The 12,774-nt window shown below is 43.2% G+C and carries 12 protein-coding genes and 1 other RNA gene; 5 read left to right on the plus strand and 8 right to left on the minus strand.

Going from position 1 to position 12,774, the window contains the following annotated elements; all coding sequences use genetic code 11:
- Nucleotides 1–145: 145 nt before the first annotated feature.
- Both R7F07_RS18500 and R7F07_RS18505 read left to right on the plus strand, forming a co-directional pair.
- Nucleotides 146–1,477, plus strand: coding sequence for an aspartate aminotransferase family protein (locus tag R7F07_RS18500; RefSeq protein ID WP_025768868.1), 1,332 nt, complete (start codon nt 146–148; stop codon nt 1,475–1,477).
- The gene (locus tag R7F07_RS18505) at nt 1,468–2,307 is read left to right on the plus strand and encodes a 3-keto-5-aminohexanoate cleavage protein (protein WP_047102133.1); all 840 of its coding nucleotides are present in this window, start codon (nt 1,468–1,470) and stop codon (nt 2,305–2,307) included. The genes R7F07_RS18500 and R7F07_RS18505 overlap by 10 nt, the downstream gene beginning before the upstream one ends.
- 74 nt (nt 2,308–2,381) lie before the next feature.
- On the opposite strand, the gene R7F07_RS18510 is transcribed toward R7F07_RS18505, so the two are convergent.
- The 4 genes from R7F07_RS18510 to R7F07_RS18525 all read right to left on the minus strand — a co-directional run bounded on the left by R7F07_RS18510 (nt 2,382) and on the right by R7F07_RS18525 (nt 7,259).
- Nucleotides 2,382–3,749 (minus strand): Na+/H+ antiporter NhaC family protein, encoded by a 1,368-nt coding sequence (locus R7F07_RS18510; RefSeq protein ID WP_318110548.1) that lies wholly within the window; start codon nt 3,747–3,749, stop codon nt 2,382–2,384.
- Between the two features lie 180 nt (nt 3,750–3,929).
- Complete coding sequence (locus R7F07_RS18515) at nt 3,930–4,517, minus strand: DedA family protein (RefSeq protein WP_005383738.1); 588 nt, start codon at nt 4,515–4,517, stop codon at nt 3,930–3,932.
- 204 nt (nt 4,518–4,721) lie between these two features.
- Entirely contained in the window at nt 4,722–6,257 is a 1,536-nt protein-coding gene (locus R7F07_RS18520; RefSeq protein WP_005381670.1) for a bifunctional GNAT family N-acetyltransferase/carbon-nitrogen hydrolase family protein, read from the minus strand.
- A 120-nt stretch (nt 6,258–6,377) separates the two neighbouring features.
- Entirely contained in the window at nt 6,378–7,259 is an 882-nt protein-coding gene (locus R7F07_RS18525; RefSeq protein WP_171343012.1) for a LysR family transcriptional regulator, read from the minus strand.
- A gap of 398 nt (nt 7,260–7,657) precedes the next feature.
- On the opposite strand from R7F07_RS18525, the gene R7F07_RS18530 reads away from it, so the two are divergent.
- On the plus strand, nt 7,658–8,221 hold the full coding sequence (locus R7F07_RS18530; RefSeq protein ID WP_005383742.1) for a porin family protein: 564 nt from the start codon (nt 7,658–7,660) through the stop codon (nt 8,219–8,221).
- A 121-nt stretch (nt 8,222–8,342) separates the two neighbouring features.
- On the opposite strand, the gene R7F07_RS18535 is transcribed toward R7F07_RS18530, so the two are convergent.
- The 4 genes from R7F07_RS18535 to smpB form a co-directional block, all read right to left on the minus strand.
- Complete coding sequence (locus R7F07_RS18535; RefSeq protein WP_171343013.1) at nt 8,343–9,482, minus strand: lipase family protein; 1,140 nt, start codon at nt 9,480–9,482, stop codon at nt 8,343–8,345.
- Between the two features lie 3 nt (nt 9,483–9,485).
- Entirely contained in the window at nt 9,486–10,037 is a 552-nt protein-coding gene (locus R7F07_RS18540; protein WP_225466667.1) for a DUF6795 domain-containing protein, read from the minus strand.
- Nucleotides 10,038–10,869: 832 nt separating this feature from the next.
- Nucleotides 10,870–11,237: a transfer-messenger RNA gene (ssrA, locus tag R7F07_RS18545) on the minus strand.
- Nucleotides 11,238–11,303: 66 nt separating this feature from the next.
- On the minus strand, nt 11,304–11,789 hold the full coding sequence (gene smpB, locus R7F07_RS18550) for an SsrA-binding protein SmpB (RefSeq protein WP_005381642.1): 486 nt from the start codon (nt 11,787–11,789) through the stop codon (nt 11,304–11,306).
- Between the two features lie 119 nt (nt 11,790–11,908).
- Between smpB and R7F07_RS18555 the strand changes: the two genes are divergently transcribed.
- Nucleotides 11,909–12,352, plus strand: a complete 444-nt coding sequence (locus R7F07_RS18555) for an SRPBCC family protein (RefSeq protein WP_005381641.1) — start codon at nt 11,909–11,911, stop codon at nt 12,350–12,352.
- Nucleotides 12,342–12,701, plus strand: a complete 360-nt coding sequence (locus R7F07_RS18560) for an RnfH family protein (protein ID WP_005381640.1) — start codon at nt 12,342–12,344, stop codon at nt 12,699–12,701. The genes R7F07_RS18555 and R7F07_RS18560 overlap by 11 nt, the downstream gene beginning before the upstream one ends.
- Nucleotides 12,702–12,774: the final 73 nt, after the last annotated feature.

A 12,774-nucleotide genomic window follows, 5' to 3' on the forward strand; every position in this document is an offset into this window, starting at 1 on the left:
TATTTTATTGTTTAAATATCAAGGGTTTTGGTGTTTTTGGTTTGTGGTATTCCAAAAGCTCATAGAGGGTGAGATTTATTCTCTTGTCACGTTTGGGTTTGTTCCTGATGATGTGTGCATGTATTACACATTGGAAGGGACTCAAATGTCTTACGTATTTCACCGTCACTGCCATGCCACGCTGCCAATCATCGATAGAGGTGAAGGTGTTTATCTATTCGATAAGCATGGAAAGCAGTATCTCGATGCTTGTGGTGGGGCTGCGGTATCAAACCTTGGCCACAGTCATCAAGCCGTTAAAAAAGCGATGTTGGAACAGATCGAGCGAGTGCCGTTTGCTCATACTGGATTTTTTACTAGTGATAACAGTGAGCGCCTAGCAGAATTGGTTTGTCAGCACATGCCTGAACAGTTCAACCATGTGTATTTAGTCAGTGGAGGATCAGAAGCGGTGGAGTCGGCACTAAAAATGGCGCGGCAGTATTTCGTGGAATCAGGTAAGCCAGAGAAAAAGCAATTCATCGCGCGTCAGCAAAGTTATCACGGTAATACCTTGGGGGCTCTGGCTGTCGGAGGTAATGAATGGCGACGTGAACCGTTCAAACCCATCTTACACCCGAGCCATCATATCGCCCCTTGCTATGCTTATCGTTATCAGCAGAGTCATGAGTCGGAATTGGATTACTCATTGCGAGCGGCGAATGAGCTAGAGGCAAAAATTCTTGAGTTGGGGGCTGATAATGTCATGGCTTTTGTCGCCGAGCCCATTGTGGGAGCCACCGCTGGAGCTGTGCCTGCCACACAAGGTTATTTCAAGCGTATTCGCGAAATATGCGACCAATACGATGTGTTATTGATCTTGGATGAAGTCATGTGTGGCGTTGGACGCAGTGGTAGTTTTTTTGCGTTTGAGCAAGAAGAGGCAGACCCCGATCTGGTGTGTATGGCTAAAGGGCTTGGTGCGGGTTATCAACCTATTGGCGCGGTGGTTGCGAATGATCGAGTCTACCAAGCTATTGCCGGTGGAAGCGGTTTTTTCCAACATGGCCATACCTTTATGGCGCACCCTGTGGCGTGCGCTGCTGCCGTGGCAACCATTCAAACCATCTTCCAAGATGATTTATTAACGGCGGTGAATCAGCAAAGTGCTTTGCTGCGTAATGAGCTTACTTCTGAATTGGCCCATTTACCGTACATTGGCGACATTCGTGGTAAAGGCTTATTTTTTGGCATTGAGCTGGTGGCGGATAAAGAAAGCAAGGCGCCTCTGAGTAAAGCCACATTGGCAGACAAACGCATCAAACAGCGAGCAATGGAAAATGGCTTAATGTGCTATCCAATGGGCGGAACGATTGATGGCGTTAATGGGCACCATATCTTGCTTGCGCCGCCATTCATTATTCAGCCTCACCATATTGATGAGCTAGTTGGCAAACTCTCATTAACGCTAAAAGAGGTAGCGAAGGAATGGAATTAGAAAATCGATGTATACGAGAGCCTATCGCTATTATCGTGGCCCCAAACGGTGCAAGAAAAACTAAGCACGATCACGCCAGCTTACCCATGACAACAGACGAACTGGTTGCAGAGGCTATCGCTTGTCAAACGGCAGGGGCTGCCATGATCCATTTGCATGCTAGAGACGCCAACGGACGTCATTCATTAGACATCGACGACAACATGGCAATTTACCATGCCGTGAAAGAAGCGGTGGGACAAAACATGATGGTACAGCTCACCACAGAGGCGGTGGGCTTGTATTCTCCGCCACAACAGATGGCGTTAGTTAAAGCTGTGAAACCAGAAGCGGCTTCTTTTGCATTGAGGGAGTTAATCCCCGATCGCGCAAGTGAGAAAGAAGGGCATGCCTTTTTCCATTGGGTGGCAGAACACAACATCGTGAGCCAAATTATTCTCTACGATGCAACCGACATTGAACGTTATTTCCAACTGCGTGATGCGGGCGTGTTACCTAAAACGCATCAGCATGCATTAGTGGTGTTAGGGCGTTATCACCAAGCTCAACAGTCTTCGCCATGGGATTTACGAGGTTTGAATTTGGCGCGTTTTGTCGAGGAAGAAATTCGATGTGCCATTTGTGCTTTTGGCGCGCGAGAGCAAGACTGTTTAGCGAGTGCGATGTTACTTGGATTCGATGTGAGAGTGGGGTTTGAGAATAACCACGTCGATGTGGCAGGCGAATTAGCAATCAGTAACGCGGCTCAGGTGGAAGCTCTACGCGATGTGGCGCATCGCTTTGCGATTCCTTTACACAGTGCGCAAAGTTTGCGTTCAGCTTTGAAGTAAATCTGCTCGCGGAAAAGAAAAAAAGAAGAAAGGAAAGTAAAAAGGCTCCATCGGAGCCTTTTCGGTATTTGTCGTTAGTTCTCAGTTTGCGCTACAGGTTGACGAGCGGGATGTTTGATAAACACCGCGACAACAGCCGCTACCGCTAATGCAAAACAGTAGTAAGAATTGGCAACTACTTCAAGTGGCGAGAGGTTGAACACGGAACCTAGCAGTAGTACTTGAGCACCGTAAGGCAACACGCCTTGCACCACGCATGAGAAAATGTCTAACAAGCTTGCTGAGCGGCGAGGAGAGACATTATTCTCTTCCGCCAGTTGGCGAGCAACGCTGCCCGATACAATGATGGCTACGGTGTTGTTTGCCGTACAGCCATTGACCATTGATACCAAACCTGCAATACCTAGCTCGCTTGCACGACTGTTCGCATGCTTAGAGTGACTAGAGCCAAACGCGTGGATAAGGCTACTAACGAAATTTGTTAGAAAAGCAAGACCACCTTGGCGACGCATCAGTTCACTCAAGCCACCAATCAGCATGGATAACAAGAAGATCTCTTGCATGTTACCAAAGCCTTTGTATACGTCTTGGGCTAGATTAGTTAGTCCGTAATTGTCAATCGATGCCAAGCTCACGCCGCCAGCCAAAAGAATGCCAATCGACAGAACCACAAACACATTCACACCAGATACCGCTAGGATCAAAATAGTGATGTACGGCAAGACTTTTAGCCACTCAATATCGCCAGTTGCAGGCACTTGAGTCGCAGTACTGTTGAAAGCGAACACTGCAATCGCGATCAACGCCGCAGGTAAAGCAATACGAATGTTCTCTTTAAACTTGTCTTTCATCTCACAACCTTGAGAGCGTGTCGCCGCGATGGTGGTGTCAGAGATGATAGAAAGGTTATCACCAAACATAGCGCCGCTCAGTACAACGCCTGCGGTTAACGGTAAGCTCATTCCTGCTGATTCAGCAATACCCAACGCTACGGGGGCAACGGCTGCGATGGTACCCATCGAAGTCCCCATTGCTGTTGCGATAAAAGCAGAAATCAGAAAAATGCCCGGTAAAATCATGCTGGTTGGAATAGCGGATAAACCAAGGTTCACTGTTGCATCAACACCGCCAGAGGCTTTTGCTACCGCAGCAAAGGCACCTGCAAGCAGATAGATCATACACATTGCGATGATGTCTGGGTGGCCAACACCACGCATGAAGTGTTCGATTGAGCGGTTAAGTTTCTCTTTACTTAAAAGAAACGCAATGATGATGGCTGGTAATACCGCGATGGGTGCAGGCAGCTGGTAGAAGGCAAATTCCACGCCTTGCAAAGATAAGTAAGTGCCTACGCCAATAAATAGCGCAAGGAATACAATTAATGGGATCAGTGCGACCGCAGACGGTGCAACTGTTTTAGTAGTTTGTTGGGAACCGGACATGTAAACGACAATGTTAATGATAAGAGAGAAGAGCAGACTAATATCACATTTCTACATTGTCAACGTCTAGACGTCTAAATGGCTGTTTAAATTTTACACGTAAAGAAAAAGATAAAAGCTCGTGTTGCGTATCTCACTGATACCACGAGCTTTAGTTATGCGCTAATGAAGAGACTGTCGTTATTGCATTGATTTGGCTTTTTTGCGTTTAACAATACCTAAAACCATCCACGTAAATAAGACAGCAGCAAATGCCCATACCAGATATTTGTATTCGGTGTACAGGTTGCTCAACACGCTTAAATGTTCAAATGCAAAGTGAGTTAACAAGCTGAATACCAATACCCAAACCGTCGCCGCGAGGGCGTTACCGAGCAAAAACTCTCTACGTGGCATTTTCGCGATACCGCATGCAAGAGGCATAAATTGCTTCATTCCTTCAATAAAGCGGCTGACCACCAAGCACGTAGGGCCGTATTTCTGGATAGTCAATTGAAGCGTTTGCATCTTCGGGCCGGAAATGTAGCCTTTTTTATCTAACCACCCCTCAAAGTAATAACCGATTAAGTAGCCACAGGTATTACCAAAAAAGCAGCTCAGCCACGATACCATCATTACCATACTTAGGTTCATGACTTGTTCTGACGAGAGCAAAGATGCCGCGATCATCAGTGATTGACCAGGCATCGGGATACCTATCCCTTCTAGAAATATACTGACAATCAGCGCAACGTAGCCGTATTGCTCAAGCAAAGGCTTCATTGACATGAGAAGTTCGTTAATATGTTCCAAAAGCTTTCCCCTAATAAAAGCGGAACGAAGTTGGAGTGATACTCCGAATGTCCTATTGGGTCAATTCTTGTTTCTCACCATTGAGAAAAACTGACATGCCTCTGATAATTGCGCAGAATCAACCTGCAGCAGGCTTTATTCGCCGCCACGCTCTTTGGTAGCGGCGAATTAGGGAGATCCTTATGACTCTTTGGCTTTGGTGAATGCACCATACAAATCAAGGCGGCGATGACGTAAGTTGGTGACAGAGCCTTCGGTATTAAGCTGTTTCAACTTAGTCAAATCAACATCAGCGAAGATTATCATTTCGGTGTTGGCGCTTGCTTCTGTCAAGGTCGCATCGTGTGGAAAATAGATATCCGACGGTGAAAATACGGCAGATTGTGCGTACTGGATATCGACATTATCAACACGAGGTAAGTTGCCGACACTGCCCCCAATTGCAACGTAGCATTCGTTTTCGATGGCTCGTGATTGGGAACAGATTCGTACTCGTTGGTAGCCATTTTTTGTGTCTGTCCAGAAAGGAACGAACACAATTTGTGCGCCTTGCTCGGCGAGCATTCTTCCCAACTCTGGGAACTCGCTGTCATAACAAATCAGTATGCCGACTTTGCCTGCATCGGTTTCGAACACTTGAACATTGTCACCACCGTCGATCACCCAGTCTTTTTGCTCATGGGGCGTGATGTGGATCTTATATTGAGCGTTTATTTCACCATCTCGTTGCAGCAAGTAGGCCACATTATACAACTTGCCATCCTCGATGACGGGCATACTGCCTGCAATAATGTTGATGTTGTAGGTGACTGCCATCTGCGAGAAGCGGTTTTTGATCTCTTCTGTAAAGCTAGCCAAAAAGCGAATTGCTTCGACGGAATTTTGGTCGTTTTGCAATCCCATCAGCGGCGCGTTAAAGAATTCAGGGAATAGGGCGAAATCGGCTTTGTAGTTCGCAAGAGAAGAGATGAAGAACTCAGCCTGATCGAGCAAGTCCTCTAAGTCATTCATAGCACGCATTTGCCACTGCACAACACCAATACGAATCAGCGTTTTTTCTACATCATGTACGGATTGAATATCCTCTTCGTAGAAGAAGTTATCCCACTCCAGCAGAGTTGCGTAGCCTTTAGAAGCACTATCCTCTGGCAAGTAACCACGCATAATACGTTTGACATCGAAGTCGTTTGCAAGCTGAAAAGACAAAATAGGATCGTGAAGCTCACGGCGTTTTATCTTGTCGATGTATTCAGCCACGCTCAGTTCGTCAGCATATTTGTGGTAATTCGGGATGCGACCACCGGCTAAAATTGCTTTGAAATTCTTACTCCGGCAAAGTTCTTTACGCGCATCATACAGACGGCGACCTAAACGCAGCCCACGGTAGTCCGGGTGAACAAATACATCGAGACCATACATGGCGTCACCGGTCACTTGGTTTTGGATGACGTTGTTCTCGGTGATGATGTCGGTGTACAGGTGAGGAAGTGAAAATCGGTTGTAGTCCACTTTGATTGTTAGCGCTGCGCCGACAATTTTTCCGTTATCCTCAATACAGATTTGTCCATCAGGAAACTGATGAATAAGATCCATGATGGTCAGGCGTGGCCATGAGCCACCAACATCAGGAAAAACAAGGTCCATTAATTCCGCGAGCTCTGGGTAATCGGTCGGCTCAATGGTGCGTAAAGAGAGTCTTGGCGTGTTGCTGTCCATATCGTACTATCCATTTATCCTTTTTAAATAGTATGGATGAGAATGCCATAAATTTGAGCAGACAGATACCGAAGTCTTTGAGTTGTTTTGGTTTACCTAAACGAGTTTAAAGAAACAACATTAACTTAGCTTGCTCTTCAGCCATTCGTGAAATGCCACTACTTTTTTAGCTGAAAGTCGATAATTTGGAATCATCACGTAATAACCATAACCGCTCTGTAAAGTTAGGTTGAGAACATGCTGAATGTCCCCTCTTAAAATCGAATACTGCGCCATAAAATCAGGAAGCAAGGCGAGCCCTTTTCCCATTCTGACAGCTTCGCAAGCTAGGTAAAAATGTTCGACGCCTACAGGTTGATAGGTAACGGGAGATTCTACAGTGTAGACAGTTTTAAATTGCTCCCATAGCTGAGGGCGAGTGATTTGAGGTATAAACGGATAATTACTAACAGCGTGCACACTCTCAATTGCAGGAGCATTTGTGCAACCGACTAATAACAATGTTTCTTCGCACAGTAAGTGGCTGTATTCATAATGTGTGGATAATGGAAGGCAGCGAATATGTAAGTCACTTTCGTTGCTCGAATCTTTGACGTTCCCATACCCGGTACAGACTCTTACTCGGATGTTAGGATGTTGCTGGTGGAAGTCATCAATATTAGGTATCAACCAAAGGCTGGCAAAAGAAGGGGTTACGTCCACGGTGAGTAATTCTTGCTTTGAATCTGACTGGATTAAGTTGGCAGTTGCATGCTGAATAAGCTCCAAAGCTTCTGTGACTTGCGGCAGATAACGCTTGCCTTCTTCGGTTAACTCAATACCACTCGCCCTTCTTTGTATTAAAGGTAAACCCACCAATTGCTCCAGCGATGCGATTTGTTTGCTTACTGCGCTTTGCGTAATACATAGGGCATCCGCTGCTTTAGAGAAACTGAGGTAATTAGAGACCGCGACAAACGTCCTTAATGCTCGAATAGAAGGGTATTCACTGCCTTTTAACATACTTCAGTTCCATTAAACTCTGCTTAGGCAAAGAGTAGAGTATTCACGGCTTGAAGCAAAGTAAGATGCAACGTATGTGTGATTAGCTTCCTTTCTTATAAAAACTAGCTAAGCGTTTTTTGACTGATTAATCTACAAGAGTATTTTAGATGTTTATTTAATTTCTTTGAAAAATCTACAAATTAACAAGAATCTTTTTCACATCATCGATTAACCTCAATTTAGTATTGTTTATATAAAGTAAACAGACAGATCTTTTTTTCTGTTTTTGTTCGGCGTTCTTTAGAGGATTGTCAGTATTCTATAAAATTAAATATATTTTTCATTAATTTAAAGTTGGCATTGCATTTGCTCTTTACTATTCGAACCTTCAATGGAACTTATATTAGGAGAACGAAATGAAAAGCAATGTTGTTACTTTGATTAGCCTTTTTTCTTTAGCAACGTTTAGTACTTTATCACATGCTGCGGACTCCAACGATCATGGTGTATATGTTGGCGCCAACTACGGTTACTTAAAAGTTGATGGACAAGATGACTTTGATGATGACAGCGATGTTATTCAAGGTTTAGTTGGTTACCGTTTTAATCCTTACTTAGCGTTGGAAGGTGGTTACATTGATTTCGGTAGCTATGGTAATAACCTAGCAAATGCCGAAACGGACGGTTACACCGCAGCACTAAAAGTTACAGCCCCTATTGCTGATCGTGTCGACCTTTACGCAAAAGGCGGTCAAATGTGGTACTCGACGGATTACGACGTTGCGGGCTTCCAAGGCAACAAAGATGATGAAGGTGTATTCGCTGGTGCCGGTGTGGGTTTTAAAGTTACTGATAACTTCTTAGTTAACGCAGAATATATGTGGTACGACGTAGAACTCAATGCGGAGAATGTCGCGAACGGTGCAAACACGGAAACAGACTTTAACCAAGCATCACTAGGTGTGGAATATAGATTTTAATATTGTTAACAACTCTAAGCCCTAATAAAAAGCGAAGCCTAAATAGCTTCGCTTTTTCTGAACTCAATCTAGTTGAGGATAATAGAGCGTTTTTTAGAATAATTGTTCGTGCCTTTTACTGTCACTCTACTATATTTAGAGCATTTCTAACATGACTATCTAACCTTCTTACTAGTCTCGAAAAACAAAGTTTTATCACTCTATAAGTAATACTCGATAGGTCGATCGCTGCGCTACCTGACATTACATTCATGTGACCTAAAATACCGCGAACGTGTTCTGTATACTCGTTTTTTAGTTTTGAGATGTACGCCATAGCTTTAGCTAGTTGATCCCAAGCAGTAAGGCCTACAGTTGCTATTTGTTGTATTATATGACCCAGACCTGAAATTCTTAATAAGGTCAAAATTGAAGAGACTATTTTACTTACCCAACCATCAGTCATCCGAGCATTATATCTATTGTTGAAGTCAAGAAATACGTTGCGTTCTAGGTAAGCTTGAGATTTGGGTTGTAGTGCCGACCACTCATTACTTGTAGCGGTATTGACATAACCCGGAACAGATTTTTTTCCTAGTCCATGAGCGCAGAAGTAGATGCCAGAACTTCCATCTAGCCGATACTCAATACCACCGTGAGTAAATGGCCAAAGAGGAGACATAGGAACTGGATCTGCGCCATGAGTGCAGCGATAGGAAGAATCTAACTCCCTTCTTGCGTATGGTTTAAAGCCAACTTTTGGTGCGCCAAAAGTATATAGGTGTACGCTATAGCCGTACTGACTCTTCACCCAATCTGCCGCTAATGAAGCAAGAGCACCACCTAAACTATGACCTACACAGTGTATTGCCTTCGGTGCTTTCATGTTCTTTTTCGAATAACCAGCGATGTATGCTGCAAGTTGTGGCTTTATCGTATTGAAGAGATTTACAAAACCTGCATGTACCCTGTAACCTGATGAGGTACCTGATATCCCAATGTTTCCATCGGTCATAATGTCGCCGATGTTTGCTTGAGTGCCACGAAAGGAAAATACTAAAGTATCGGTAAACTCGCCCTTACCTCGACCTATCGCTACAAAATCTGATGTCATTCCACCAAATCCCATAAAGCCACTTGTCGTTCCTTTTTTGACATCATTCCTTAGATCAAATGTAAAAAACTTTGCTATATAACCACTAACGTTACGAACATTAGTTGCGAATACAGAATAAGGGATTTCTGCGATTCTAGATGATAGCTTTGGTGAGAGTGATTGCATTCTTTAATTTCCATATAAATCAGAGTCAATATATCCAAATAAATCACATTGACTATTTACGTAGTAGTCATCGTTTTCGTCATCATCAATTGAAAAAGCAAAGTACTTAAGAGGGTTTGCTGCATCACAGACTAGATTAGCCATATTGTTTTTTACGTAATCCTCTATTTCATAGCCATCGAACGAACCTTCCCAAATAATAACGCTTTCATCAATATCTAGTTCTGTGGTTAAAACAATAGTTACATAATGTTCAATAAGCGGGATCTTAACGCTCTCTTTGTTCTCATACACAGGAGAAAATTCAAACCGACCATTGCTGTCAGTAAATGTTGATAAGTCTATTGATTTTCCTGAAGCGCTTAAACCAATACTAAGACTAACCTTTTGGTTATCAATCGGCTTCCCTTTTTTTGTTAGCACACCATTGATTTGTGGTGTGTATTGGTTAACTTTATCGCTATTCAATATACTCTCTCCAAAACTCATATTAATGCTCAACAATATGATTGTAATAAATCCAACTAAGTAATTTCTCACATCGACTTTTTTCATTTTAAAAATCTATAAATGTATATGTATTGTGTGTTTTTACAATATTTAATGCTAACTATGTGATTCGTACTGCATTGCCCTTGTAACTTGTGAATTTGAAAATTACATTTTTAGATTTATGTTTATCTACTTGACCGATTTTTATTAGCATTAATAAAGTTTAAATCTGGAATACTCAGTCTACGCTAACCTTAGGTAGTTATATTGTATTGGATTTTTTAGGCTTTCATCAGGTAATGTGGAAGCAAAATAAACGAGAGCTATCGAATGGGAAAGAGCTCTATAAATACTAGGTTTCAGACAATGAAATCGTATTGAAAATAGTTAATTAGTCGCTTGCTCAAGAGGTGTTTTTATTACTTTACATCGTAATGCTAGATTGACTTGATAATTTATTTTTCCGCCAATTGTGATAACCAAGAACAAAAGAAAAGGCTTATTGAGTATCTTTTGATGGTTAGTGATAAACCCAAATTGTTCAACTTTAAGCCATCATAATTCTATAACTTAGATTTAGCACTCGTAGTTGTTGATACCCCAAAAACTTAGAACACTTTAAATCGAAGAGCATATAGTACACACTTTTTGTCCTTGAATGAGTTCTTCTGAACTTCCATGTGTTTTTGGTGGTGTATTTATGAGCGTATCGCCTGTTACTTAATACTCAACGAGTTTTTAAATCGGTGTACGTTCAGAGTTATGCAGTAATGCTCGTGAAAAGTTATCAGGTAGCATGAGTGCGTGAGAAAAGAAGACAATGTGGATAGTGGATAGTGGATAGTGGGTTGTTGATACAAAAAAGGCCACCCGAGGGTGGCCTTTTCCAAACGTTTGGTGGAGCTGGCGGGAGTTGAACCCGCGTCCGAAAACCGTTCATCATTGGTACTACATGCTTAGTCGATCTTTAATTTCGCCACCCACCTGCGAACCGACACGCTAATGAATGACTAGCCTGAATTAAAATTCGCCGTTCATCTCTCAGGCGGGAGAATCCGGGCTAGCGCGTTTGGGTTTGATCCCTCGTTGATCCCCGTCTTACGTGCGGAAGCTAGGGCGAGAGAGCTCTTAGCAGGTTATTAAGCTGCTAGTGCGTAGTTTTCGTCGTTTGCGACTATTTTTTTGCGGTTTGTTAACGAGGCCTACCGCACCTCGGCATGCACCTCAGACTTCTGAATTCCCGTCGAATCCTAAATCAGCCCCAGGTAATATTCGCATAGTAACAGAAAAGCATTGGCTGTCCAGTACTATGCGTTTAAGTGGTCAAGATTAACGCAGCGCGCTCTTCATTACGCGTGCTTTTTCTCTTGCCCAGTCTTTTTCTTTTAGATCCGTACGTTTATCGTGCAGCTTTTTACCTTTTGCTACGCCAATTTTTAGTTTCACCCAAGAGCGAGACCAGTACAGTGAGAGGGCCGTTAATGTCATACCTTCACGGTTTACACGTCCGAATAGATTATCCAGCTCACGACGACTCATTAGTAGTTTACGCACACGTGTAGGGTTCGCCACAACGTGTGTCGATGCCTGATTTAAAGGAGTGATTGTCATGCCACTCACAAAGGCTTCACCGTCACGCATAAATACGTAACTTTCAGAAATATTGGCTTTACCTTGGCGAAGGGCTTTCACTTCCCAACCTTGGAGCTCCAAGCCAGCTTCGATTTCATCATCGATGAAATACTCGTGGCGAGCTTTTTTATTCAGCGCGATAGTATTGCTACCCGCTTTTTGTTTCGTTTTTTTCTTTGCCATAATAGCGTCATTATACGGGTTGGATATCGGATAGGAAATCCTTTTATTTGCGCAATCGTGGAATAAAAGTAAAATTGGCGAGTAGCTTTAAATCTGTACATGTATCGATAGGAGTATGTATGAAGCAAGTCAGCCGTTCTGCGCTTGTGTCTTTTAGCGCCGAACAGATGTTCAATCTGGTTAATGATGTTGCTAAATACCCTGAATTTCTGCCTGGTTGCTCGGGCTCTAGAATCATTGAGTCTTCGGGGAATGGTATGGTGGCTTCTGTCGATGTGGCGAAGGCTGGAATCAGCAAAACGTTTACGACTTCAAATGAGTTGATCCCAGGTCAGGCAATTATGATGAACTTGGTGGATGGCCCGTTTAAGACGTTGCGTGGTGGTTGGATTTTTACCGCGCTAGATGAGCAAGCTTGCAAGGTTGAACTAAAGCTTGAGTTTGAATTCTCAAGTAAAATGATTGAGATGGCCTTCGGTAAGATTTTTAACGAGCTTACTAGTAATATGGTAAATGCATTTACTAAACGCGCAAAACAGGTCTACGAGTGTTATGAGTATTGAGTCAGATATGATTCACGTTGAGGTTGTCTATGCTCTTCCTCATGAACAGCGTGTATTTAACTTAGTGGTAAATAATCACGCAACGGTAGAAGAGATCATTCGACAATCCGGTGTATTGGAGTTGTACCCTGAAATTGATTTGTCCAAGAACAAAGTGGGTGTGTTTAGTCGTAACGTGAAGTTGGATGCGACCGTTCGAGATCGAGACCGAATAGAGATTTATCGTCCGTTACTCGCCGATCCGAAAGAGATTCGCCGTAAGCGGGCGGAGCAGGCTAAAGCCGAGGGAAGTGCAGACCCAGTCACCGGTGGCAAGCCTAGTTCTGTACGTAAAAATAAGCAGGATTAATATAAACCCAATAGCTCATGTGAGTTACTCAAAGTTTGACTAACGTGATTTCTATATAATAAAAAACCTCCCA

The sequence above is a fragment of the Vibrio sp. YT-16 genome (assembly GCF_033337405.1).
GTDB classification, from domain to species: Bacteria; Pseudomonadota; Gammaproteobacteria; order Enterobacterales; family Vibrionaceae; genus Vibrio; species Vibrio alginolyticus.